This window comes from Curtobacterium sp. MCPF17_046 (assembly GCF_003224295.1).
In the GTDB taxonomy this organism is placed as follows: domain Bacteria; phylum Actinomycetota; class Actinomycetes; order Actinomycetales; family Microbacteriaceae; genus Curtobacterium.
In genome coordinates this window covers 145,843-170,516 of sequence record NZ_QKLB01000006.1, presented here as the reverse complement: position 1 = coordinate 170,516, position 24,674 = coordinate 145,843, and the positions used below count along the sequence as shown (strand labels likewise).

Sequence of the window (24,674 nt, the reverse complement as noted above, 5' to 3'; positions counted from 1 at the left end):
CTCCGAATCGGAGGCCCCCGCTGCCACACCCGCGTGCTCAAAGGTGACGACATGGCAGTGCCGAAGCGCTCAGAGACGAGCCTCCCTCCACAGCAGCAGGCGAAACAAGGGCCGAGGGCAGGGCGGCAGTAGACAGCACCAACCGGCAGGGCTATGGTCCTACATATGAACAGGATGCGCGACAGTCTCGCGGAGTTCCTTGCTCTGACCAGGAACCGTGAAATCCCGCGAGTGGGTTGGCCAACGTCCGTGCTGCCACCGGAAGGCGTACTCGTGGAAGCGATCGCTCATGGCTCCGCCGTCACGATCATCGTTACTCGCGGCAAGGCACATGCGGCCGCCCGACTGGACCTCGACACACGAGAAGTCAGCATCTCGTCCGTCGGCCGCGACGCGCAACTCCGTCAGCGCCTACGTCGCATCGCGCTCGAATTCGTCGCGGACCGTAACGACTACGACCATAGGTGTGGCCTCCCCACCCGTCTCACTCCCCCGACGTTCGACGAGCATGACCCAAACACGTGGACGTCCATGCAGGAACTTGCCGATCTCGTTGACGGCGACTGGTACCCGCCGGAACCGCAGGAACGAAGCCCAGCGGGGTGGGCGGCGTTCTACGAGATGGCGCACCGCTTCAATGACCGATTCACGACACAGGATGCCTCGGCCACAACGCCGCATCCAACCCCACCTCAAGACGCGCAATCGTCACAAGGTCCGGCCACGCCTGACCGGCAAGCACCCGCTGCAGGGTGACGTGCCCGATACCTGCATCCGCCGCGACCGCCCGAAGACTCCGCCCCGCCATCGCATCGCGAACGTTCAACACGAACTGACGAGCGATCTCCCCGAACTGATCCGAGGAAGGCACCTCCGGCCACGGCGCGTCCGCGAGCTCCACCGGCAGCGCACGCATCGGTCGACCCATAACGAAAGCGTAGAGGGCACACTACGCAACTCGGGTCAACGCCATGGCTGAGCCGACTCGTCCGTACCGTCCACAGCTTCCGGCCAAGGACTGGGACGCCATCGCCCCATACGTGCACGACGTCGTTGCCCGAGCAGAACCCCTCGTCACCTACGACGGCCGCGAGCTGTACCCGGCGGTCACCCGCTTAGCCCTCTTCGCTCGTGACGAGTACGCGCCGCTCAATGATGCCGCCGTCTTCGACCCGTACATGGTGAACCGGTTCGTCGTGCACCACCTCGCCGGCTACAACCGCGCCAGCCGAAACACGATCCGGGCTCGCCTCCGGCGCGTCTCCGAAGCGCTCCTCGGCGACGCCGCCGTCGGGAAGTTCAAAGCGCTCGGGAAAGCCGACGCTGTCCGGCCCTACACGGAGGCGGAGCAGGCGTCGCTCGAGGGCTGGTCTCGGGCGCAGACATCAGCGGAGCGACGAACCTCCGCAGCGGCGCTGCTCTCGCTCGGCTTCGGGGCCGGGCTCACCGGGGCAGAGATCATTCGGCAGCGCCTTGAGGAGTTCGAAGTCCGCGGAGAGGCGCTTGTCGTACACGTCCGCAGTGGTGACGGGGAGCGGGGTGTGCCTGTCTCAAGCGACTGGGCAGTGGGCCTCCAAGCCAGGATCGACTTCAGGCACGGTCAGGGCTGGGCATTCCGGGCCGAACAACGCGGCAGCAACGCCAACCTCATCACCGACTTCGTCTCCCGCACCGCACCGCCGATGGAGATCCAGACGCGAAGAATGCGAGCCACCTGGCTCGTCAGTCACCTCGAAGCTGGCACGCCCTTGAAGACGCTGCTTCGTATCGCCGGGCTGCAATCGGCGGAAGCACTCGACCGCGTGCTGCCGTTCGTGCGCGATCGCTAGAGCTCCCAACCATGCGTTCAGCCGCTTCTGTAGCCATGGCACCAGGTACTCGGCGGCGAGCGGTTGCAGGCAGCACTCGCCGGCTTCGTCGTCGGGATGCTGATCGACGTCGGGGCAGAGAAGCAGTTTGAAGAAGCAGGCGGACTTCATCGCCAGCTCGAGTTGCGTAGCGCCTAGTAGAGCTTGCACTCCTGCGTCGAATGCGTCGCGCAAGCCCCGTGCGTGACGCAACGCATCACCGCCGTGGACTTAGGCGCCGAGAACGCCAGGTCGCGCACCCGCTGGATGGCCTCCTCGAGAAACATGTCTCGACCCTCGGTCGCCTGACCAATCCTCGACCTTGGCCGTGTTTCCGCATCCGACACGCCCGGGCGACAACGACGCAGCATCCGACTTTCACGACGATGCGACTCACAGTGTCTGCGGTGACACCGATCGCTGATCAGGGCTTCTTCAAGGACGCCTCAGTGTCGAGGGTCAAGGATTGCTCCGATCTCACACCTGAGATCCCAGCTCCTTGGATCCTCCGCGCATACGAACGGCATGACTGCCAACCAGCACCAGACCCCTTCCGCTCTGATTACTCCTGTAGCACACTCTGTTCCTAACACGGAACTGGACTCGCCGGAGATTCGGGAGGCGCTGATGAAGTACCGCCCCGTCAACGTCCTGCCCGCGGACTGGAACCGAGTGAAGGACTTCTGCCGGCAGGCCGTCCTCACGTACGGACCCTCCAATGCGAAAATCGCTGCGGAGATGCTCTCCACCGTCACGCTGTTCGTCCTGTGGGCGACCCGCGAAGAGTACGCACCGCTCGACTACGAAGGCATCTTCCACCCCTCACTCATGGGCCGGTACCTCCGGAGCCGTGTCAGCAACAAAAACTCAAGCGCCTACAAGTCGCTGCACTCTCGCCTCTTCCGCATCGCAAACGCCGTCTCAGACGTCGACCACAACCGGAAAAAGCGCGGCCGCTACACGGTCCCCGTCCACGAGTACACCGCCGCAGAACTCGCCGACCTCGAGAGCTGGGCCGGCGCGCACCGCACCGCAGAGCGTCGACAGCAGGCCCGCACCGTCCTCGCGCTCATGGGCGGAGCCGGCCTGTGGACCAAGGAAGCCCTCGCCGTCCGAGAAGCAGACGTCCTCACCGACGCCAACGGGTACTCCATCCGTGTCAGTGGACGCAACGCTCGTGTCGTACCGGTGCTGTCGGACTTCGCCCGGTACCTCGACACACAGGGCACTCGCTCCGACGGTGCACGATTCGTGCTGTTCCCGGACGGTTCCAACGCGGAGTCTCGCGCCGGCTCACTCAAACTTCTCTACCGCGGAGCGCACCCGGCACCGAACCCCCAGTGGCTGCGCGACACGTGGATGCTCCGTCAGCTCCGTGCGCTGCCTGCCAGCATCGTGATGCACGCCGCGGGGATGCCCGATGTCACCACGCTCCGTCGCTATCTTCCCAACGCCTCGCTGCAGTACGAGATGTGGGAGTCCGCGCTCCGCAATCCCGCCGCATACGGAGCGAGCATGGAAAACACCGGCGACAACTTCAGCGCATACGGGGACGGCACCTGGCGAACCGCATACGGGAAGCTGCGCGACGATGTCGCGTCGGCCACAGTGAAGCTCCGTGACGCGCTCGGGAACCCCGCCGTCGGCGTCGCAGCCACGTCCGAAACCACCGGCGTGGACGGCAGTCGTGCTCGGGAAGCCGCTTTGGCACAGCTACGCGACCACGGCGACCCCGAAAACGAGAAGCTCGGCGACGCACAGCGCGTCGAAGGTCGACCCCGCCCACGTGACCGAGCCCGGGGCGCCAACTACGGGCGTCGGCCCATGTCGGCCGCGCGCAACGAGCAGACGCTCACGACAGACAGCACCGCCTTCCCAGCAGGCGCCCCCGCGGTTCCGTACAAGCGTGTCGAGCAGGCGGTCTCGACGGACAGCACCGCTTTCCCCGCAGGCGCCCCCGCGGTTCCATTCAAGCGCATTGCTGCGTCGGAGCCCCACGTGGACGGTGCGCGCAAACCCGTCAACGGGGAGGAGCGCGCGCCGCGACGTATCGAAACGCTCGAAGCCAATCGGACGCCCAAGCGAACGCGGACGAAGTCCCGGTACGAGGCCCTCCCGCCCGGCATCGCCAACCTCCCGGCCGCGTCAGAGGACCTCACCGCCGCGGCTCCCGATAGCCCGACGGACGCGGGGACGTCGCAGTTCGAGGCGCTCCGTGCAGCACTTCTCGCCGAAGCGCGCCGTTCCGCTCGAGGCGGGAAGCGATGACCGCCCTCGCAAAGACGTGGGACAACACAGTCGCCGCGACGTTCGACGTGCTCCGCACCGTCGGTGAAGGCGGACTGACCGAGGCTGAGGTCGAAGCAGGCCCCGGCCCGATGACACCCATCGACGCCGAACTCGCCCAAGCATGGCTCGACCGTGTCATCCAGTCCCAGGTACTGCCGCCGCTTGGAGTGTGGCGTCGACGGAACCGCGAACGGGCAGGCAAGCGCAATGGCGGACCCGCTCCTGCCATCAACGACGCCGTCATCCTCACCATCGCGCTCATCCTCGTCATCGAACACTCGTCCGTTCGCGTGCGGGACATGGCACGGGCGCTTCAGCACCGGCTCACGCCCGAAGCCCGGGAAGTGCTCGGCATCGGCCACCTCTACGACAACCCGTTCACCAACTGGTACTTCATCGCCCACCGGGCCATCCACCGCGTCATCGCCACCTTCGACCCGTACATCACGAACGACGGGGCAGAACGAAACCAGTGGAAGGCGATGTCTTACGAGGACCGCATCGCATGGGAAGCCGCCGTCGACCAGGACTTCGTCGCCGAGCTGAATGCCCGTGCCGAGTGGTTCATGAACGCACTTGTCGAGATGTCGCTGCAGCAGCAGGCGCGGAAGTACCGGCGCCGGAAGACTGCGATGACCATCGACCAGAGCGGTGTGAAGGCGGGTGCGGTCATGGCCCGATGGAAGCGGGACCCGAAGACGGGTAAGGAGATTCCGCAGAAGAACGCGCTCGACACGACGACCGACCGACCGGAAGCGCGTCGCGTCCGCGCGCTCGAGGCGGACTGGGTGACGAAGAAGAAGGGCGCGAAGAAGCGCAACGCCGATGAAGAGGAACGCATCTCCCGCATCAAATGGGAGCTCGGCTACATGGCGAACATCATCATCGATGTCCTCGAGGACCCCAACGCCGACAAGAAGCTCCACGCGCCGCAGCTCATCCGAGCCATTAGCCTCGGCACCCCGAACAAGCGCATCGGCGGGCACGCCATCTCCCTGCTCGACTCGTTGCAAGCCCGCGGCTACGAGCTCACGCGGCTGAGCTTCGACCGTGGCTACTCGCAACTCAAGGACGAGTTCCACCAGCAGCTCATCTCGCGCGGTATCCCCGTCGTGAAGGACTACGTCGACCGGCAGAAGGGCATCACCAACGGCGCCATCGGCAACTCCGTCATGGTCGAAGGCCGCTACTACTGCCCCTCCACGCCCCTTCACCTGCTCGAATCCACGAAGCTCTGGGAGCAGGGCAAGCTCACCAACGAGGAGTACTGGAAGGCACGGAAGCAGCTTGAGAAGTACGAACTCATTCTCCACGAGCAGAAAGCCAACGGCACACTTCGCCTGAGCTGCCCGGCATCCGGTCCTTCCCCAACAGCGTCTTGCCCGCTCCGCGAGCTGCAGAAGAACGCCGTTCCCGACGAGGAGGCCGACCGCGTCCGCATCCAGCCGTCGAACATCACTGACCGGCAGAAGGACTACAAGGTCTGCTGCCAGAAGTCGGTGTCCGTGAAGCCGACGACGCACGTGCAGCAACGGCAGAAGCTCCGCTACGGCAGCAAGGAATGGTTTGACACGTACCGGGCGGACCGGAACAGCAGCGAGTCTTCCAACGACCTGCTGCAGAAGGACCACAACCTCGAGAACACGATGGCCCGGCCTATGCACGGTCTCGCTGCGCAGCAGTTCGCGCTCGCCCTCTTCGCCGTCGCATCGAACATGCGGCGCATCATCCAGTTCGAACACGACGTCTACGAATTGGAACGTCGAGCCGCCGCCGGCCGAGCACCTCAGCCCCGGAAGCAGCCCGACGAGTACCTCAAGCGCGCACGCGATCGCAACAGCGAAACCCGCTACATGCGGAACCCGCCACCGCTCAAGCTCGTGCCTTGGGAACCATTAGAGCTGCCCCCAGCGCCCGCGTAGCGGGCTGACCCGCACCGGCACCGCCGGCAGAACCGAACAAGACCACCCGCACACCCCGACGCTCCAGCGCGCCCGAAAACAGCAGGCGAGCGTCCGGGGTGCTTCGGCGCGCCCGAAAGCAAGCGGCAGGCACTTCGGAGAGAGCACAGGCCGCTGCAGATCCTCCTGCGAACGCCGAAACAGAGCACGGAACAGCGTCAGAAAACCAGAAGAGCCCCCGGCCGAAGCCGGGGGCTCTTCTGTTGGGTCAGACCTGCAAACGCTAGAGACCAGACCTGCAATCAACCCTATGGCGGTACCGGTGGGATTTGAACCCACGGTGGAGTCGCCCCCACACATGTTTTCGAGACATGCTCCTTAGGCCGCTCGGACACGGTACCGGGAGAGACTTTACACGATCCGGGAGGCCCGTGACGACACCCCGCGCACCTCCCCTCCACGCACGCCCAGGTCCGCGGCCTCCTCCCCCAGAGCGCCACGACCGTGATCACGGACCGAGCCTCCGCGCGTACCGTCTCCGCCATGAGAACGCGCACCCTCGTCGCCCTGCTGTCCTCCGTCGTCGGCGCGGCCGTCGTCAGCGGAGCCGCCGGCATCGGCGCACGGGCGGGCATCCGCGGGCAACGGGCAGCGTCCCAGCGGATCGTCGACATGCTCCCCGTGCACGCCGACTGGTGGCGCGAACGCCTGCACCACGACGGCCAGCTCACCTACGTGGCGATCGGCGACTCCGCGGCGCAGGGGGTCGGCGCGACGGCCCCGGGTCGCGGGTACGTCGGGCTGCTCGCTCGTCGCATCCGACACCGTTCGCGGATGACGGTGCGGGTCGTGAACCTCAGCGTGTCCGGTGCGACGACCTGGGGGGCCAAGCAGCACCAGCTCCCGAAACTGCACCAGTTCACCCCGGACGTCTGCACGGTGTCCATCGGCGCCAACGACATCGCGGGCTTCCACCCGGACAAGTTCGAGCGCAACATCCGGGCGATCTACGGAGCCGTGCCGTCGCACGCGATCGTCGGGGAACTCCCGTGCATGTTCGTGCCGGACCGGGAGCGCAAGGTCGCGGTCGCGAACGAGATCATCCACCGGGTCGCGGGTGAGCTCGGTCTGACCGTGGCACCGCTGCACGCGATCACGAAGCGTGTCGGCATCCGGCGCACCTTCTTCAACACGTACGGCGACCTGTTCCACCCGAACGACCGCGGGTACGAGATCTGGGCGAGCGCCTTCGAACCGGCGGTCGACGCACGGGTGGACACAGTGGCCGCCATCCGTCGGTACCTCTCCGCGCGGGAAGCCGAGGAGCTCGGGAGTCAGGCCGGCGACGTCGCGCACGCCCGTGCAGAGCAGGACACCGACGACGCCGCGGCGCTCGACACGGCGAACCGACCGAATCCACTCGACCGCCTGCGTCAGCGTGCCACCGGCTCGGTCCCGCTGCCGGGTCCGCACACCAGCGGCGACCGCGATGCCGAGGGCGCCGACGCCCGAGCCGACGAACCGACCGATGGCGGCCGAGCCGACCGGACCGATGTCGGCCGAGCCGACCGCACCGATGTCGGCGGAGCCGCCTAACCTCGTCCCATGGCTCGTCCCCAGTCCTCGTTCCGCTGCACGGAGTGCGGGTGGACCAGCATCAAGTGGGTCGGTCGCTGTGGCGAGTGCCAGTCGTGGGGGACGGTCGAGGACGCCTCGGCGGCGACCGCCAGCACCCGTGGGACGGCGTCGATCGCCGTCACCGGCAACCGCATCGCCCGGCCGATCACGGAGGCCCGCGGCGGTGCCGTGCAGCGCTGGCAGACCGGCATCGGCGAGTTCGACCGCGTGCTCGGCGGCGGGATCGTCCCCGGGGCCGCGGTCCTGTTGAGCGGCGAGCCCGGGGTCGGCAAGTCCACGCTCCTGCTCGAGGTCGCGTCCCGTGCGGCCTCGATGGGCAAACGCGTCCTCTACGTCAGTGCGGAGGAGTCCGTCGACCAGGTGCGCCTCCGCGCGGAGCGCACCGGCGCGATGCACGACGAACTGTTCCTCGCGAGCGAGGTCGACCTCGGCGTCATCCTCGGTCAGATCGAACAGGTGCAGCCGGACCTGCTCATCGCCGACTCTGTGCAGACGATCTCGTCCGCGTCCGTCGACGGCATCGCCGGTGGGACGTCGCAGGTGCGGGAGGTGGCCTCCACGCTCATCCGGGTGGCGAAGCAGGCGGCGCTCCCGGTCCTCATCGTCGGTCACGTCACGAAGGACGGCACGATCGCCGGACCCCGTCTGCTCGAACACCTCGTCGACGTGGTGTGCCAGTTCGAGGGTGACCGCCAGACCGCACTCCGGATCGTCCGGGCTCTGAAGAACCGCTTCGGACCGACGGACGAGGTCGGCTGCTTCGACATGGCGGGCGACGGCATCCACGAGGTACCCGACCCGAGCGGCCTCTTCATGTCCCGCAACGGCGCCCCGGTGTCCGGCACGTGCATCACGGTGGCGATGGAAGGACGGCGGGCACTGCCGGTCGAGATCCAGGCCCTCGTGGTGCCCAGTTCGGCACCGCAGCCGCGTCGCGTCGTGAACGGGGTGGACGCCTCCCGTGTGGCGATGCTCCTCGCGGTGCTGGAACGACGAGCCGGCATCAAGCTCTCGGACGCCGACGTCTACGTCTCGACCGTCGGCGGCATGAAGCTCACCGAACCCGGCGCCGACCTCGCCATCGTGTTGGCGCTCGCGAGTGCGGCCCGTGACCGCCCGTACCCGCACACGCTCGCTGCCGTCGGCGAGATCAGCCTCGCCGGCGAGATCCGGACGGCGACCGGCGCGAAACAGCGCGTGGCGGAGGCGGGACGACTCGGCTTCACGACGGTCCTCGGAGCCGACGCGGAACACCTCCGGGAAGCCCTGCGGGTCGCGTTCTCGATGACGAAGTCCCCGCGGGAACGCGAGCTCGACGCCGTCTTCTGACCGCGCGAGAGGACCGACGCCGTCACGGTCGCTGGTCGCCGGCGACCACTTCGGCGGCGGGCACCTCGGTGTCCACGTCGTCCTCGATCCCGGTGCCCGCGACGGCGGAGGCGAACCCACGCCGGTCCCGCGTCGTCCACACGCCGATGACCGCTGCCACCGCGAGCGTGAACGCGATCAAGCCGGAGAACGGCAGCCCGCTGGCGGTGAGCGCCGACCACCCGCCGGAGCCGAGCGCCCACCGCACCAGCCGAGCCGCGCCTCCCGGGACGGGCACCGGCCGGAGCCGCACGACGTGCTCACCGAAGGTCCGCCCCGACACCAGGACGATGACGAGCTGCAGCGCGGGCGCGGTGACGGCGGCGACGATGCCGAGACCGACGGCGAGCGGCCCGCCGTCCGGCACCCCGAGCAGCGCGAGGCCGACCGAGGTGACCGACGTGAGCAGGCCCGTCGTGAACCAGATGGCCAGGACGTCGGCGAGGATGCCGAAGAACCGCCGGCCGACCGTGACCGGTCGCGGCACCCGGGCCTCCTCCGTCGTCCGCGCCGATCCGGCGAGCAAGCCGACGACGGGTGCGAAGAGCGTGCCGAGCAGGGCGCCCGCGGTGTTCGCGATGAGGTCGTCGACGTCGAACAAACGGTAGGCGCACGGGTACAGGAACCAGTCGCCGGTGAGCTGCGTGAACTCGATGAGCAGCGACAGTACGAAGCCCGCGGCACCGCCGACGAGGAGGCCCGCGACGAGTCGGCGGCGGAGCACCGCGTGCCGGACGAGCGCACCGAGCGGGACGAACAGCAGCACGTTGAGGAGCACCTGCGCCACGGCGGGGTTGCCGAGCAACGACCGCGGGCCGGTGATGCCGCCTTCGCGGACGATGTCGCCCACGAAGGCGAACGGCTGCAGCTGCGGCCGGGCGGCGGCACGGCAGACGGCGGCGACGTCATCGGGCAGCGGGAGGAGCGTGTAGGTCACGAGCGCGAGCGCGTAGACGAGCGTCCCGAACGCGAGCAGGCCGCGTCGGACGCCGAGCTTCCCGTGTCGCCGGTACTCGCGCGCGGCCCACGGGACCAACCCGGCGACGGCGAGCACGGTGCCGAGGGCGAAGGCGATGACGCCGGGCACGATCGATCCCATGGACCGACGCTATCCGGATGGACCCGGTCCGGTACGGGACCGGTCGTTACGCGCGCAGTGCCGCGAGCAGGTCGGCGGGTTCGGCCTGCATGGTGTGCGGGCCGGCGATGTCGAAGAACACGCCCTCCAGGGAGTCGAGGTGCGCGGCCAGGAACTCCTCGAGCCGTTCGGCGTCGTAGACCATGACCTGCCGGAGCTTCTCCCCCGGCACCATCGCGGTGTAGGCGTCCGCCGACGAGAACAGCAGCAGGATGCGCTTGTCCGACCCTTCCCGGCCGAACACCCGGACCTGCATGTCCTTCTTCCCGGTGACGAGCCGCGGGACGATCACGATGTCGTTGCGCAGGGCGTACGCCACCGCGGCGACGTCCTGCTTCGCGAGGGCCTCCTCGAGCTGTTCGCTCCGGAAGCGCTGTTCCTTCTGTGCCATCGCCCCTAGTCAAGCAGCCGGACGCTGCGCGCGGGGCATCCGCTCAGGAGGCGCGTCCCGCCTGGACGGCATGCGTGCGGCACCGGAGGTCGGCTGTGAAAGCATCGGTCTCGGGGGCGAGCTCGTCGTCCGGCGCGGACTGCACCAGGACGCCGATCGCCGGCGCGAGCACGAAGCTCGACGTGGCCGCCATGCCGTAGTCGTCGACCGACGGCACGTCCACCCGGTCCGCGAGCCCGGACTGGGCGAGCGCCGTCGCGTAGTCGAGCACGGCGTACGCCGCCTCGTCGCTCGTCATGACCGAGGCGACCCCGTAGATGAGGTACTTCATGGCCCAGCCCTTCGTCGATGGCCGTGACGCTACGCGGGGAGTCCGAAGGCCAGCCTGCGATGATCCTGTAGGCGCACTCAGGCCGACCCTTGGAGTGAGAACTCAGCCAACGCCACTACCTTCGGACCAATCGCAATCGCGGGAACTCTCGTTGTACGGCCGAAGGGCTGTTCCTGATGGGGAAGCAGCTTCCATGCCGGCACCATCGCCCACCCTCTACCGACCGACCACCGCCCGGACCCCGGGAGCGCCGACACCGACGTCGACGTACAAGGACCTGCTCGAGCGGGTCCGCACCGAAGGCCTGCTGGAACGCCGTGTCGGCTTCTACTGGGCCGTCTTCAGTGTCCTGACCGTCCTCACCGCCGCGACCTTCGTCGTGTCCGCCATGCTCGGGGCCTCCTGGTTCCAGCTCATCCCGGCCGCGGTGCTCGGTGTCCTCTTCACGCAGTTCGCGTTCCTCTCGCACGAGGCCGCGCACCGCCAGATCTTCGCCTCGCGCAAGTGGAACGACCACGCGGGCCGCTGGCTCGGCGTCTTCGTCGTCGGCCTGTCCTACTCGTGGTGGATGAACAAGCACAACCGCCACCACGGCAACCCGAACACCATCGGCAAAGACCCGGACATCGCGCCCGACGGCGTCGTGTTCATCGAGGAGGACGCCGTCGAGCGTCGCGGACTCCTCCGCCGCCTCGCGATGGTCCAGGGCTGGGCGTTCTTCCCGCTCCTGACCCTCGAGGGCGCCAACCTGCACTGGCTCTCGATCCGCGCCGTCGTCACCGGCAAGGCCGCGAAGGGCACTCCGCAGGAGCGCCGGTTCGAGGCCGTCCTGCTCCTCGCGCGCTTCGCCCTGCTGGCCTGGTTCGTGTTCGCCGTGATGCCGCTCGGCATCGGGTTCGCCTTCCTCGGCGTCCAGATGGCGGTCTTCGGCGTGATGATGGGCGGGTCGTTCGCACCCAACCACAAGGGCATGCCGGTCATAGCCGAAGGTGCCAAGATCGATTTCTTCTCGCGCCAGGTCCGGACTTCCCGTAACATCACTGGTGGCGTGTGGGTGGACCACCTGCTCGGTGGCCTCAACCACCAGGCGGAGCACCACCTGTTCCCGAGCATGGCGCGGCCCAACCTGCGTCGTGCGAAGGCCCTCGTGCGTGAGCACTGCGAACAGCACGGGGTCCCGTACACGGAGACCACGATCTTCCGCTCCTACGGGATCGTCGTCCGGTACCTCAACCGGGTCGGTCTCGCAGCGCGCGACCCGTTCACCTGCCCGATGGTCAGTGCCTACCGATTGCACTGAACCTCTGATCTCCGTCGCCCCGCTCGATGCCGGGTGCCGCACACAACTCGATGGCAACGTCGTCGAAACCCGCGGTGGTGGAATTCTCTCGCCGCGCACGTAAGAAAGTAAGGAACGCCGAAATGGCAACTGGAACTGTCAAGTGGTTCAACAACGAAAAGGGCTTCGGCTTCATTGCGCCGGACGACGGCAGCGCTGACGTCTTCGCCCACTTCTCCGCGATCGGTGGCAACGGCTACAAGTCGCTCGAGGAGAACCAGAAGGTCGAATTCGAGATCACCGAAGGCCGCAAGGGCCCGCAGGCGGAGAACATCACCGTCATCGGCTGACCTCGGTCATCGTGAGCGCCGGGTCGGAGGAGCAATCCTCCGGCCCGGCGCTTCGTCGTCCCACCGACGCCCGGCGCTTCGTCGTCCCACCGACGCCCGGCACCCACCAGCGTGCGACGACCGGCTGCGTCACTCCAGCACGAACTGCACCGACTCCGCCGACTCGATCTCCCCCACCGCGACCTGCAGGTGGTAGCTGGCCCCGCCCGCCGGCACGGCTGCCCGTGCGGCGTCGCACGTCGTGGCCGACGACCGGGTGCGGTCCCAGGTGATCGCCGGCGTCGTGAGCTCCTGACCCGCCTTGAGCGTGACGTCCTGGTTCGTCCCGCCGGTCTGGCAGTCCTTCGACGTCCAGTACTGCTCGGTACCGGACGTGATGGTGAGCACCTGCTGCGCCGACCCGAGGTCCATGTGGCAGGAGTTCGACCCGGTGTTCTCGATGGTCATGGCGATCTGCGGGTCGTCGGTGGCCGCGTAGACGCGCTCGTCGACGACGGGCGTCAGCGTGATCTGGTCCTCGGCGCACGCCGCTCCGTCCTTCCGCGCCGGAGCGGACGACGCCGGAGCGGACGACGCCGGAGCGGACGACGCCGGAGCCGACGACGACGACGGGGCGGACGGCGCTCCAGCGGCCGGCGTCACGCCCGCGCCAGGGGCGGCGGACGACGCGGACGGGGATGCGGTCGGCCCCGCACCGGGAGCGCCGTTCCCCCGTCCGACGACGATGAGGACGACGACGACCACGACGAGCAGGACCACCCCGAGCACGAGGGCGCGGCGGCGCCAGTAGACCCCGGGGCGCTCGGGACCGACGGGGTGGCGGATCGACGACATGCGCACAGGGTAGACACCTGCACGGCACGTGTCGGGGACCCCCGCCGAGGCAGGGACGGAGCCGTCAGAGGATCTTCAGCATGCGGGTGTTGCCGAGGGTGTTCGGCTTGACCCGGGCCAGGTCGAGGAACTCCGCGACCCCCTCGTCCGACGAGCGGACGAGTTCGGCGTACACCTCGGGCGGGACGACGGTCTCGCCGATCTCGAGGTACCCGTGCTTCGCGAAGAAGTCGACCTCGAAGGTCAGACAGAAGATCCGCGCGATGCCGAGCTCCCGGGCGTCGTGTTCGAGCGCTTCGAGCATGCGATGGCCGACCCGCTTGTGGATCCAGTCCTGGTCGAGCGCGAGTGTGCGGACCTCGGCGATGTCGTCCCAGAACACCGCGAGGGCACCGCAGCCGATCGGCACGCCGTCCGGTCCCTCGGCGATCCGGAACTGCTGGATCGAGCCGTACAGGACGACGTTCTCCTTGCCGAGCAGGATCCGCCGGTCGACGTACGGCGCGATGAGCCGCTGGATGTGCGGGACGTCGGACGCCAGGGCGGGGCGCACCAGGATCCCGTGCTCGTCCCGTTCGGAGAACGCATGCCGTCCGTGCTCAGTCATCCGCCACAGCCTACGGCGCGGGCGACGATCGGGCCGCGTCATCGGGGGACACACACCGGGACGTCCCACAGCCGCACCGGCCTACCGTCCCAGGTACACCAGTACGACGAGCAGGAGGAGCACCAATGCCCCAGATCATCGAGACCGTCGACGTCAACGTCCCCGTGCGTGCGGCCTACGACCAGTGGACCCGCTTCGAGGAGTTCCCCACGTTCCTGGACGAGGTCGAGAAGATCGTCCAGGTCGACGACACCACCACCGACTGGACCGTCAAGGTCGCCGGCCAGGAGCGTTCGTTCCGCGCCGTCATCTCCGAGCAGCACCCGGACGAGCGCGTCGCGTGGACCGTCAAGGACGGCGAGACCGAGCACGCCGGTGTCGTCACCTTCCACAAGCTCTCGGACGCTGAGACCCGCGTCACCGTGCAGATCGACTGGGAGCCCTCGGGCATCCTCGAGAAGCTCGGCTCCGCGGTCGGCGTCGGCGGTCACGCCGTCAAGAAGGACCTGCAGAACTACAAGGAGCGCGTCGAGGCGGCCCCCACGGCCGACGGCTGGCGCGGTGACGTCCAGGCGTAGGACACACCCGCAGCGCTGACAGGAGGCGCGGTACCGCTCGGTACCGCGCCTCCTGTCATGTCCGCTCTGCTCCCACACGGACGGGAGGCCCGGTACCAGCTGGTACCGGGCCTCCCGTCTGTGGCGTGCCTGGGCTGACTAGCCCTCGACCTCGCCGGTCGGCGCCTCGGGCGCCTTCTCGAGCGAGGGGGCGCCGGCGAGGACCTCTTCGCGACCCGGCTGACGCCCGGTCTCGAACTGGAACGCACCGTCCGCGAAGTCGACCTTCACGTGGTCACCAGCGGTGAGCTCACCCTGCAGGATGTGCTCGGACAGCTGGTCCTCGACCTCGTGCTGCATCGCGCGGCGCAGCGGTCGTGCACCGAGGGCGGGGTCGAACCCGACCTTGATGAGCTGCTCCTTGGCCGACAGCGACAGCTCGACGGTCATGTCGCGGTCGAGCAGACGGTCCGACAGGCGCTTCACGAACAGGTCCACGATCTGCAGCAGCTCGGACTGCGAGAGCTGCGGGAACACGATCGTGTCGTCGACGCGGTTCAGGAACTCGGGCTTGAAGTGCTTCTTGAGCTCCTCGTTCACCTTCGAGCGCATGCGGTCGTAGCCGACGGCCGAGTCACCCTCGACCTGGAAGCCCACCGGACCACCGGCGATGCCCTGCGAACCGAGGTTCGTGGTCATGATGATGACGGTGTTCTTGAAGTCGACCACGCGGCCCTGACCGTCGGTCAGGCGACCCTCTTCGAGGACCTGCAGCAGCGAGTTGAAGATGTCCGGGTGGGCCTTCTCGATCTCGTCGAACAGGACCACGGAGAACGGCTTGCGGCGCACCTTCTCGGTGAGCTGGCCGCCCTCCTCGAACCCGACGAACCCGGGAGGGGCACCGAACAGGCGCGAGACGGTGTGCTTCTCGCCGAACTCCGACATGTCGAGGGAGATGAGCGCGCCCTCGTCGTCGAACAGGAACTCCGCGAGCGCCTTGGCGAGCTCGGTCTTCCCGACGCCCGTGGGGCCGGCGAAGATGAACGAGCCCGAGGGGCGGTTCGGGTCCTTCAGGCCGGCACGGGTGCGGCGGATGGTCTTGGAGAGTGCCGAGATGGCCTCCTCCTGACCGATGACGCGCTGGTGCAGTGCCTTCTCCATGAAGACGAGACGCGAGGTCTCCTCTTCGGTGAGCTTGAACACCGGGATGCCCGTGGCCTGCGCCAGGACCTCGGCGATGATGCCCTCGTCGACGGTGCCGGACGCGGCGACGTCACCCGCACGCCACTGCTTCTCGAGGCGGAGACGCTCGCCGAGGAGCTTCTTCTCCTCGTCGCGCAGGCTCGCGGCCTTCTCGAAGTCCTGCTCCTCGATGGCGGCTTCCTTCTGGCCGCGGACCGTCGAGATCTTCTCGTCGAACTCGCGGAGCTCCGGCGGTGCCGACAGGATCGACAGGCGCAGGCGGGCGCCGGCCTCGTCGATCAGGTCGATGGCCTTGTCCGGCAGGAAGCGGTCCTGCACGTAGCGGTCCGCCAGGTTCGCCGCGGAGACGATCGCCCCGTCGGTGATGGACACCTTGTGGAACGCCTCGTACTTGTCGCGGAGGCCCTTGAGGATGTTGATCGTGTGCGGCAGCGACGGCTCGTTGACCTGCACCGACTGGAAGCGGCGCTCGAGTGCGGCGTCCTTCTCGAAGTGCTTGCGGTACTCGTCGAGCGTGGTGGCACCGATGGTCTGGAGCTCACCGCGGGCGAGGAGCGGCTTGAGGATCGACGCGGCGTCGATCGCGCCCTCGGCGGCACCGGCACCCACGAGGGTGTGGATCTCGTCGATGAAGACGATGATGTCGCCGCGGGTGCGGATCTCCTTCGTGACCTTCTTCAGGCGCTCCTCGAAGTCACCGCGGTAGCGGGACCCGGCGATGAGCGACCCGAGGTCGAGCGAGTAGAGCTGCTTGTCCTTCAGCGTCTCGGGCACGTCGCCCTTGACGATCGCCTGGGCGAGGCCCTCGACGACGGCGGTCTTGCCGACACCGGGCTCGCCGATCAGGACGGGGTTGTTCTTGGAGCGGCGGGAGAGGATCTGCATGACCCGCTCCATCTCCTTCTCGCGCCCGATGACGGGGTCGAGCTTGCCGTCGCGCGCCGCCTGGGTGAGGTTCCGACCGAACTGGTCGAGGACCTGCGAACCCTGCTGCTGGCCGTTCTGCTGCTGCTCGCCGCCGACGGCGACCGCTTCCTTGCCCTGGTAGCCGGACAGGAGCTGGATGACCTGCTGGCGGACCCGGTTCAGGTCGGCGCCGAGCTTGACGAGGACCTGGGCGGCGACACCCTCGCCCTCGCGGATGAGGCCGAGCAGGATGTGCTCGGTCCCGATGTAGTTGTGGCCGAGCTGCAGCGCCTCGCGCAGGGACAGCTCGAGGACCTTCTTGGCGCGCGGCGTGAACGGGATGTGCCCGGTCGGCTGCTGCTGGCCCTGCCCGATGATGTCCTGCACCTGCTCGCGCACGGCGTCGAGCGAGATACCGAGCGACTCCAGCGCCTTGGCGGCGACGCCCTCGCCCTCGTGGATGAGGCCGAGGAGGATGTGCTCCGTACCGATGTAGTTGTGGTTGAGCATCTTCGCTTCTTCTTGAGCGAGGACGACAACACGACGGGCCCGGTCGGTGAATCTCTCGAACATGTGCTCTCCCTTGGCCCCGCTGGGACGGGGGCCGACAGCCGGACTCGTGTGAGTCCGGTCACGTACATCGAGACTAACCAGCGCTCCCCGTCAGGGCTGCCCCTGTTCGCCGTGGGCGTGACCTCGGTGCGTGCGGCGCACCGGCCCTGCCGGGAGGCCCGCCCCGGCTCCCGCGGACGGGTCCCGCAGGCAGGCCCGCCCGACGATTCCGGACCGCCGCCGGGTACGATCCGCACCATGGAGCAGCCCGTCGTCGGCCTCGTCGTCCACCCGTCGAAGAACGTCCAGGAGTCCGTCGACATCCTGGACCGCTGGAACGCGTCCGGCGCGGGCCGGCTCATGGCGCGGAGCATCGACGCCGCTCGGCTCCGGAGCGACATCGACGTCGTGGACGACGACGAGTTCACCGACCGGGTCGACCTCGTCGTCGCGCTCGGTGGGGACGGCACGATGCTCGGCGCGATGCGGCTCGTCGCCCGTCGGCCCGTGCCGGTGCTCGGCGTGAACTACGGCAACGTCGGGTTCCTGGTGGAGATCGAGCCGCCCGAGCTCGAGGCCGCGCTCGAACGGCTCTCGGCCGGGCAGTACCAGCTCGAACCGCACCACGCCCTCGAGGCCCGACTCTCCTGGGGTGGTGCCCGGACCGACTACCTGGCGTTCAACGACATCACGATCGTCCGCCGCCCCGGTGCCGGCCAGGTGTCCGCGGACCTCAGCGTCGGCGGGCTCATGTACGGGTACTACCGCGCGGACGCCGTCGTCGCGGCGACGCCCGCCGGGTCCACCGCCTACAATTACGCTGCGGGCGGCCCGGTCCTGTCCCCCGCACTGTCGGGGTCCGTCGTCACGCCGGTGGCCCCGATGGCGGGGATCGACCGCTCGGTGGTGCTCGCCGCCCGTGAGCGCTACCGGTTCGACATCGCGGAGGGCACCCGCAGCGCGGCGCTCGAGGTCGACGGGTTGGTCGTCGGCGAGGTCGCGACCGGCGCGCAGCTCGAGGTGCGGCTGCGCAAGGACGCCGGCAGCGTGGTGCGGCTCGACGCGGAACGGCACGGTCGGACCGGACGGCTCAAGCTCGGCCTCCTGGACCTGCCGCTGCGGCCGGACCAGCTCATCGAGCTCATCCCGCACGACCTGCGGCAGAAGCTGCGACGCGAGACCGAGGACTGACGCGGTCCGCGCCTCCCGGCCCGTCCCCGGCGCGTCCCCGTCGCGCGTCCCGGGGACGACGGAAGGCCCGTCCGGTTCGCACCGGACGGGCCTCATCCCATCACCCCACGGATCGTCTTCCCACGGACCGACCCGGATCCCCTGGCCGACCCGTACGGGCCGACCGGAGTCTGCTGACCTACTCGGTCAGGTACAGCTGCATGTCCTGCGAGACCGCCTTGGCGAACAGGCGCAGCTTGGCGCGCGACTCGACACGGCTCACGGCCTGACGGGTCGTGTGCACGATCTTCGAGATCTCGTCGAGCGTCATCGGCTTGTCGTCGTCCAGGCCGTAGCGCATGCGGATGACGTTGGCCTCGTCGCTCGGCAGCTCGGCGACGATGGAGCGGATGTCGCGGTGCAGGAGCGTCGTCTCGGTGAGCTCGTTCGGGCTCGCGGCGTCCTCGTCCTCGATGAAGTCACCGAGTTCGCTGTCGTCGGAGTCGCCGACGACGGTGTGGATCGAGACCGGCTCGTGCGAGCGGCCCTTGAGGTCGACGAGTTCCTCGACGCTCATGCTCAGCTCGGCGGCGACCTCGTCGGGCATCGGCGCGCGGCCGAGGTCGACGGTCAGGTCGCGCTCGGTGCGCGAGATCTTGTTGATCAGCTCGACCGTGTGCACCGGGATGCGGATCGTGCGTGCCTTGTCGGCGAGACCACGCGAGATCGCCTGGCGGATCCACCAGGTGGCGTAGGTCGAGAACTTGTAGCCCTGCGTGAAGTCGAACTTCTCGACCGCACGGACCAGCCCGAGGTTGCCCTCCTGGATGACGTCCATGAACGGCAGGCCGCGCTGCGAGTAGCGCTTCGCGATGCTCACGACCAGGCGGAGGTTCGAGGTGATCATCCGCTCCTTGGCGCGCTCACCGTCGCGGACGAGCCAGCGCAGCTCACGCTCGAGGGACTTCTCGAGGCCCGGCTCGTTGTGCAGCTTCTCCTCGGCGAACAGGCCGACCTCGATGCGGCGGGCGATGTCCGCCTCTTCCTCGGCGGTGAGGAGGGCGAGCCGGCCGATGTGACGGAGGTAGTCGCCGACCTGGTCGACGGATGCGCCGCGGACGCCGGCGAGCTGCTCGTCGGCCTCGACCTCGGCGACGGTGTCGAGGGTGGTGACCTCGGCGGAGGTGGTCTTGGTCGCTGCCTTCTTGGTGCGGCGCGAGGTGGTGCTGGGTGCGGCCGTTGCGATCGCCATGGTGACTCTCCCTGCCTGTGACGGATGGTCCTTCGTGGGCTGAGACCGAGTTTGGCGGTCAGGGGCTGTACCCCACAAACCCGCTGGATCGATTCCCAGGGATCTCCGTGGTTCACGACCGGGGGACAACCGGGCGGTACTCCGCCCCTGCCCTGCGTGCTCGCCGTCGATCGCCGCCAGGACGCGGATCGGCGCGGAATCACACGGGTGCAACTCCCGCTGAGCGTGGAGGGGGACACCTGTACCCCGGGGTGCAACGCCATCCGGACAACGGGAACGGGGTACGTCGTGCCGGATCGGGGGATCCGGTCGACGTACCCCGAAGAGGATGTCGCGGCGGTGTCACCAGGACGGTTCGAGCCACCCGTCCCTGGCCTTCGAGACCTCGTGGTCGGCGTCGCGGTCGAACTCGTCGTACTCGCTCTCGATGTCGCCGACGAGGCTGCGGGCTGTGGAGGGCTGCAGGATGGACATGCCGACGATGCTCACACGGCACGGCGACGACGGCGTGAACGACGGGTGACCGGCAGGACACCGGACGGTGCCGCGCGGACGGTGCAGCGGGAGAGCGGTCCGGACTCGTCGGCGCCGGCCGGGTCGCCCGGCGCTCGCCCGGCTACTCGGCGCTCGCCCGACTACTCGCCGCTGGCCCGACTACTCGGCGCTCGTGGGGGCCGCGGAGGCGGTGCCGCGCTCGCGCTCGAAGCGGGCGCGCTCCTCCGCCTCGATCTTCGCGTAGGCGGTGCGCTCGGTGCGGTCGGCGCGGATGATCGCACGCATGATGAACCAGAAGATGAGCCCGAGCAGGACGGTCGGGGTCAGGGCGAAGACGATCCCACTCACGAGTCCATTCGGCACGCGTTCATGGTACCCCGCCCGGTCGGGAGGTCCGGCCTGCGTCCGACGCAGACCGGGCCTCCTCCGCGGGGTCGGGCCTACTTCACCAGCGGGAAGAGGATGGTCTCGCGGATGCCGAGGCCGGTGACGGCCATGAGCAGCCGGTCGACACCCATGCCCATGCCACCCGACGGCGGCATCGCATGCTCGAGCGCACGGAGGAACTCCTCGTCGACGCGCATCGCCTCCGGGTCACCGCCCGCGGCCAGTCGGGCCTGCTCGACGAAGCGCTCCCGCTGCACGACCGGGTCGACGAGCTCGGAGTAGGCCGTCGCGAGTTCGAACCCGCGGACGTAGAGGTCCCACTTCTCGACGACACCCGGACGGGTCCGGTGCTGTCGGGTCAGCGGCGAGGTGTCGACCGGGAAGTTCATCACGAAGGTCGGCGCGTACAGCGCGTCCGAGTTGAAGTGCTCCCAGAGCTCCTCGACGTACTTGCCGTGGGTGGCGTGCGCGACCTCGACGCCCTCGGCCTCGGCGAGCGCCTGCAGCTCGGACAGCGGGGTCTCCGGGGTGATCTCCCGACCGGCGGCCTCGGACAGCGAGCCGTACATGTCCATGCGCGCCCACTCGCCACCGAGATCGTACTCGGTGCCGTCGGGCAGCGTCACGACGAGCGGTCCGCCGGTGACGGCACGAGCGGCGTTCTGCACGAGCTCCTGGGTCAGGTCGGCCATCTGCTCGTAGTCGCCGTACGCCTGGTACGCCTCGACCATCGCGAACTCGGGCGAGTGCGACGAGTCGGCGCCCTCGTTCCGGAAGTTGCGGTTGATCTCGAACACCCGGTCGATGCCGCCGACGACCGCGCGCTTGAGGAACAGCTCGGGCGCGATGCGCAGGAACAGCTGGGTGTCGAAGGCGTTCGAGTGCGTGACGAAGGGTCGGGCCGAGGCGCCGCCGTGCTGGGTCTGCAGCATCGGGGTCTCGACCTCGAGGTACTCGTGCGACGTGAAGGTCTGGCGGAGCGACGACATCACGGCGGCGCGGGCCCGCACGGTCTTCCGCGCGTCCTCGCGCACGATGAGGTCGAGGTACCGCTGTCGGACCCGGGTCTCCTCGTTCAGCTCGTTGTGCAGGTTCGGCAGCGGCAGGATCGCCTTCGCCGCGATCGCCCACTCGTCGACCATGATGCTCAGCTCGCCACGACGCGAGGAGATGACCCGGCCGTGCACGAACACGTGGTCCCCGAGGTCGACGAACTCCTTCCAGCGGGCCAGCGACTCGTCGCCGACCTCGGCCAGGGAGACCATCGCCTGGATGCGGGAGCCGTCACCCGCCTGCAGTGTGGCGAAGCAGAGCTTGCCGGTGTTCCGGGAGAACACGACGCGCCCGGCGACGCCGACCACGTCCTGGGTCTCCTCGCCGGTCTCCAGGTGCGCGTACTGCTCGCGGACGGCCGGGATCGTCGTCGTGATCGGCAGCTCGGCCGGGTAGGCGTCGACTCCGGACGCCAGGAGTCGCGCGCGCTTGTCGAGTCGGACCTGACGCTGCTCGCTCGTCTCCTGCTCGGCCAGTGCGGCGGCGTCGGCGACCGCGGTCTCGGCCGCGGTGTCGGTGCGTGCGGGGGCGGTCTCGTCGGTCATGCTGGTGCGGCTCCGGAGGTCGTGGGGGATCGCGTCGATGCTACCCGCCCGGCTGCACTCCCCCCGCCGTCCTTCAGAGCGTCGACTGCCCGTCGGCCGCGGTCAGCGCGTTGTCGACGGCCGAGCGCACGAGCGCGCCGAGCACCCGCCCGGGGTGCTCCACGCCGATGCCCGCCAGCGCTCCGACGGACTGGTCGATGATCGCCGTCGAGAAGCTCACCGCCGCGCGCACCCCGTCGGCGTACGCGGGTCGGTCCCGCTCGGCGACGACGAACGGCTCGGCGCCCATCTCCACGACGAGGGCCTGCGCGATGGGGAGCACCGGCGCCGGCGCGGTCACGGCGCAGTACGCGTCCCGGAGCCGGGCGAGGTCCACGCTGGTCCCGGTGAACGCCATCGCGGGGTGGATCGCGAGCGGGATCGCCCCGGCGCGCATCGCCGGGGCGAGGACGTCGACCCCGTGGTCCGGGCTGGTGTGCACCACGAGCTGACCCGGCTGCCAGATGCCCGCGTCCGCCAGGCCCTGCACGAGCGACGGGAGCTGGTCGTCCGGCACGGCGAGGAGCACGAGTTCGCTGCGCTCGACGAGCTCCGGCGTGCCGAGCACCGGCGCCCCGGGGAGCATCGCCTCGGCGCGGTCGCGTCCGGCTTCGGAGACGGCGGTGATGCCGACGACGGCGTGCTCGGCGTTCGCCAGGGCGGCTCCGAGCACGGGGCCGACCCGTCCGGCGCCGATGATGCCGACACCGAGACGCCCGGCCCTCATCGCAGGGCTCCCGGCCACGGGACGGTGTGCCAGCCGGGAGGCCCGTCCTGCGTCAGCCACGCGGGCGCCGGTCGGCCGTCGGCCTGGCCTCCGCCGTCCGGCTCGGTCACGTGCGGCCCGGGCGCGTGCGATCCGGGCGCGTGCGATCCGGCCACCTCGGGACCGTGCGCCGACGTGTCGGCGGTGGGGCGGGCCTCCTGGCCGTCCCGCCAGCGGTGCGAGGTGTCGGCGGCCGCCGCCTCGACCGCGCGCTCGGTCGTGCCGGACCAGAGCCGCTGCGCGTCACCGGCGTCGAGCGCCCCGACGCGGGCGGACACCGGACCGGAGACCGTGTGCACGTGCACCGACGCGACGCGCAGCGCGCGCTCGAGCGGTCCCTGCGTCACCTTGACGCTCTGCACGCGCGGCAGCGGGACCACGACGAGCGAGCGCCAGACGGCACCGAGCCGGAGCAACACGGCTCCGGGCACGAAGCGGTAGCCGTTGCGCGACGCGGAGAACGGGCGCAGCCACCGACCGCGACGGGGCGAGTGGACGAAACCGCCCTGGTCGCCCGTGGTCGTGAGGCTGTCGTCGACGACACCCACGGCTTCGGCCGACCCCTCGCGCAACCGCTCCATCGACGCCGCCGGTCCGACGACCGCCGCGCCGACGAGCTCCGGCAGGATGATCTCGAGCACCTGACGGACGTCGGCCGCGGTGCCGACGGGCAGCACGATCGACGAGGCCTGCTGGTTCGTCGTCGCGCCGTTGCCGGCGTTCGTCGCCCGGTTGATGCGGATGTCCCACCAGCCGAAGGGGCGCCAGAGCAGCGGCTGGGCGACGCTCACGGCGTGGATGCGGCCGGGCGGCAGCGTCTCGTTCGAGGTGGAGAACAGCCCGAAGCCGATCCGGATGCCGTCCCGGGTCTCCGCGATCGTGTACCGGAGCGACTTCGAGAACTTGCGGACGTAGTAGCCGCCCGCGCCGATGACCGCAGGGAACAGCGACACGAGCAGGAAGTACTGCCCGGTCAGGCTGATGCTCACGATGATCGCCACGACGAGCAGCAGGATGACGACCGTCGTGCCGGAGAGCAGCATCGACGCGATGAGCCGTCCGGGGTGCACCCGCACGACCCGGGTCGCGTGCACGGCCTCGGGGTCGAGCTCGGGCGCCAGGAACTCCCCCACGCGCCCGTACGCGCCTCCGGCGGCAGCGGCAGCGGCCCGCGGGTCGCGTGCCGGGTCCTTCGCGCCCGAGGCGAGGACGAGGATGCGCTGCCGGAGGTCGTCCGCGGCCTTCGCCCCCAGGTACGCGAGCTGCACGTTGGCGTCGTTGCCGGCCTGCGCCACCTCGAGCTTGGCGGTGCCGAACAGCCGCGGGATGAGCGGCCGCGAGATGTTGATGCCCTGGATGCGGTCGAGCCGGGCCTTGCGGTGCGTGCGGAACACGACGCCCGAGCGCACCTCGACGATCTCGCCCGTGACGCGGAACTCGTGCATGCGCCAGGACAGGTGGAACAGCCCGATGAGCACGAGCAACAGGACCGCGATCCCGAGCAGCACCCAGCCGACCACGCCGTGTTCGTAGACGTAGCGGACGGGGTCCCCGTCCTCCTGCGGGCCGCCCTCGCCCGGGATGAACACCTCGACGATCTGGTCGCGCAGGTTGTTGAGGACGTAGCCGAGGATGACGACCAGGAAGATGCCGCCCTTGAGCAGCGGGGTGAGCGGGTGCAGGCGGTGCCACTCGCCGTCGGTGAGGGGCGCAGCCGCTGCCGCGTCGCCCTTGCGGGGCGGCGCGGGCATCGGGGCCTCGGGTCGGAACGTCACG

At 69.2% G+C, this 24,674-nt stretch carries 22 protein-coding genes and 1 tRNA gene; 10 read left to right on the top strand and 13 right to left on the bottom strand.

Annotated features, from left to right (window positions below; translation table 11 throughout):
• Positions 1 to 165 precede the first annotated feature (165 nt).
• The 4 genes from DEJ32_RS15990 to DEJ32_RS07905 all read left to right on the top strand — a co-directional run bounded on the left by DEJ32_RS15990 (position 166) and on the right by DEJ32_RS07905 (position 6,058).
• Positions 166 to 756, top strand: a complete 591-nt coding sequence (locus DEJ32_RS15990; protein WP_146234107.1) for a hypothetical protein — start codon at positions 166 to 168, stop codon at positions 754 to 756.
• Between the two features lie 215 nt (positions 757 to 971).
• Complete coding sequence (locus DEJ32_RS07915) at positions 972 to 1,829, top strand: hypothetical protein (RefSeq protein WP_146234106.1); 858 nt, start codon at positions 972 to 974, stop codon at positions 1,827 to 1,829.
• Between the two features lie 645 nt (positions 1,830 to 2,474).
• Complete coding sequence (locus tag DEJ32_RS07910; RefSeq protein ID WP_110900862.1) at positions 2,475 to 4,115, top strand: hypothetical protein; 1,641 nt, start codon at positions 2,475 to 2,477, stop codon at positions 4,113 to 4,115.
• The gene (locus tag DEJ32_RS07905; RefSeq protein WP_110900861.1) at positions 4,112 to 6,058 is read left to right on the top strand and encodes a hypothetical protein; all 1,947 of its coding nucleotides are present in this window, start codon (positions 4,112 to 4,114) and stop codon (positions 6,056 to 6,058) included. Before DEJ32_RS07910 ends, DEJ32_RS07905 begins: the two co-directional genes overlap by 4 nt.
• A 290-nt stretch (positions 6,059 to 6,348) precedes the next feature.
• Here DEJ32_RS07905 and DEJ32_RS07900 read toward each other — a convergent pair.
• Positions 6,349 to 6,438, bottom strand: a tRNA-Ser gene (locus DEJ32_RS07900).
• 142 nt (positions 6,439 to 6,580) lie between these two features.
• Between DEJ32_RS07900 and DEJ32_RS07895 the strand changes: the two genes are divergently transcribed.
• Both DEJ32_RS07895 and radA read left to right on the top strand, forming a co-directional pair.
• Entirely contained in the window at positions 6,581 to 7,633 is a 1,053-nt protein-coding gene (locus tag DEJ32_RS07895) for an SGNH/GDSL hydrolase family protein (protein ID WP_146234105.1), read from the top strand.
• A 9-nt stretch (positions 7,634 to 7,642) separates the two neighbouring features.
• The gene (radA, locus tag DEJ32_RS07890) at positions 7,643 to 9,004 is read left to right on the top strand and encodes a DNA repair protein RadA (protein WP_110900859.1); all 1,362 of its coding nucleotides are present in this window, start codon (positions 7,643 to 7,645) and stop codon (positions 9,002 to 9,004) included.
• Between the two features lie 22 nt (positions 9,005 to 9,026).
• Here the strand turns inward: radA and DEJ32_RS07885 are convergent, their stop codons facing one another.
• Genes DEJ32_RS07885 through DEJ32_RS07875 form a run of 3 tightly spaced genes read right to left on the bottom strand, consistent with a single transcriptional unit; the run spans position 9,027 to position 10,903 of the window.
• On the bottom strand, positions 9,027 to 10,142 hold the full coding sequence (locus DEJ32_RS07885) for a VanZ family protein (RefSeq protein ID WP_110900858.1): 1,116 nt from the start codon (positions 10,140 to 10,142) through the stop codon (positions 9,027 to 9,029).
• A gap of 46 nt (positions 10,143 to 10,188) precedes the next feature.
• On the bottom strand, positions 10,189 to 10,572 hold the full coding sequence (locus DEJ32_RS07880; protein WP_110858042.1) for an SseB family protein: 384 nt from the start codon (positions 10,570 to 10,572) through the stop codon (positions 10,189 to 10,191).
• A gap of 43 nt (positions 10,573 to 10,615) precedes the next feature.
• Positions 10,616 to 10,903, bottom strand: a complete 288-nt coding sequence (locus DEJ32_RS07875; protein WP_110825657.1) for a hypothetical protein — start codon at positions 10,901 to 10,903, stop codon at positions 10,616 to 10,618.
• A gap of 193 nt (positions 10,904 to 11,096) precedes the next feature.
• Here DEJ32_RS07875 and DEJ32_RS07870 point away from each other — a divergent pair, with 193 nt between their 5' ends.
• Positions 11,097 to 12,203 (top strand): acyl-CoA desaturase, encoded by a 1,107-nt coding sequence (locus DEJ32_RS07870; protein WP_110889515.1) that lies wholly within the window; start codon positions 11,097 to 11,099, stop codon positions 12,201 to 12,203.
• Between the two features lie 122 nt (positions 12,204 to 12,325).
• A complete protein-coding gene (locus DEJ32_RS07865; RefSeq protein ID WP_065963953.1) occupies positions 12,326 to 12,532 on the top strand; it encodes a cold-shock protein in 207 nt (68 codons plus the stop codon).
• A gap of 129 nt (positions 12,533 to 12,661) precedes the next feature.
• On the opposite strand, the gene DEJ32_RS07860 is transcribed toward DEJ32_RS07865, so the two are convergent.
• Together DEJ32_RS07860 and DEJ32_RS07855 are read right to left on the bottom strand one after the other, a co-directional pair.
• Positions 12,662 to 13,366, bottom strand: coding sequence for a hypothetical protein (locus tag DEJ32_RS07860; RefSeq protein WP_110900857.1), 705 nt, complete (start codon positions 13,364 to 13,366; stop codon positions 12,662 to 12,664).
• A gap of 64 nt (positions 13,367 to 13,430) precedes the next feature.
• Positions 13,431 to 13,973: an amino-acid N-acetyltransferase gene (locus DEJ32_RS07855; RefSeq protein WP_181419499.1), complete on the bottom strand. Its 543-nt coding sequence runs from the start codon at positions 13,971 to 13,973 to the stop codon at positions 13,431 to 13,433.
• A 125-nt stretch (positions 13,974 to 14,098) separates the two neighbouring features.
• Here DEJ32_RS07855 and DEJ32_RS07850 point away from each other — a divergent pair, with 125 nt between their 5' ends.
• A complete protein-coding gene (locus DEJ32_RS07850; RefSeq protein WP_110900856.1) occupies positions 14,099 to 14,551 on the top strand; it encodes an SRPBCC family protein in 453 nt (150 codons plus the stop codon).
• A gap of 138 nt (positions 14,552 to 14,689) precedes the next feature.
• Here the strand turns inward: DEJ32_RS07850 and DEJ32_RS07845 are convergent, their stop codons facing one another.
• Positions 14,690 to 17,212, bottom strand: a complete 2,523-nt coding sequence (locus DEJ32_RS07845) for an ATP-dependent Clp protease ATP-binding subunit (protein WP_110900855.1) — start codon at positions 17,210 to 17,212, stop codon at positions 14,690 to 14,692.
• A gap of 237 nt (positions 17,213 to 17,449) precedes the next feature.
• On the opposite strand from DEJ32_RS07845, the gene DEJ32_RS07840 reads away from it, so the two are divergent.
• On the top strand, positions 17,450 to 18,382 hold the full coding sequence (locus DEJ32_RS07840) for an NAD(+)/NADH kinase (protein WP_110825662.1): 933 nt from the start codon (positions 17,450 to 17,452) through the stop codon (positions 18,380 to 18,382).
• 178 nt (positions 18,383 to 18,560) lie between these two features.
• On the opposite strand, the gene DEJ32_RS07835 is transcribed toward DEJ32_RS07840, so the two are convergent.
• From DEJ32_RS07835 to DEJ32_RS07815, 6 genes are all read right to left on the bottom strand, one after another.
• Positions 18,561 to 19,613 (bottom strand): sigma-70 family RNA polymerase sigma factor, encoded by a 1,053-nt coding sequence (locus DEJ32_RS07835; protein WP_110825663.1) that lies wholly within the window; start codon positions 19,611 to 19,613, stop codon positions 18,561 to 18,563.
• Positions 19,614 to 19,955: 342 nt separating this feature from the next.
• Positions 19,956 to 20,087 carry a hypothetical protein gene (locus tag DEJ32_RS16465; protein WP_258367478.1) on the bottom strand — a complete coding sequence of 44 codons (132 nt, stop codon included), beginning with the start codon at positions 20,085 to 20,087 and terminating at the stop codon, positions 19,956 to 19,958.
• A gap of 180 nt (positions 20,088 to 20,267) precedes the next feature.
• Positions 20,268 to 20,471: a hypothetical protein gene (locus DEJ32_RS07830; RefSeq protein ID WP_110825664.1), complete on the bottom strand. Its 204-nt coding sequence runs from the start codon at positions 20,469 to 20,471 to the stop codon at positions 20,268 to 20,270.
• Positions 20,472 to 20,548: 77 nt separating this feature from the next.
• The gene (gene lysS / locus DEJ32_RS07825; protein WP_181420618.1) at positions 20,549 to 22,093 is read right to left on the bottom strand and encodes a lysine--tRNA ligase; all 1,545 of its coding nucleotides are present in this window, start codon (positions 22,091 to 22,093) and stop codon (positions 20,549 to 20,551) included.
• A 73-nt stretch (positions 22,094 to 22,166) separates the two neighbouring features.
• Positions 22,167 to 22,859 carry a Rossmann-like and DUF2520 domain-containing protein gene (locus tag DEJ32_RS07820; protein ID WP_110825805.1) on the bottom strand — a complete coding sequence of 231 codons (693 nt, stop codon included), beginning with the start codon at positions 22,857 to 22,859 and terminating at the stop codon, positions 22,167 to 22,169.
• Complete coding sequence (locus tag DEJ32_RS07815) at positions 22,856 to 24,673, bottom strand: PH domain-containing protein (RefSeq protein ID WP_110900854.1); 1,818 nt, start codon at positions 24,671 to 24,673, stop codon at positions 22,856 to 22,858. Before DEJ32_RS07815 ends, DEJ32_RS07820 begins: the two co-directional genes overlap by 4 nt.
• Position 24,674 lies beyond the last annotated feature (1 nt).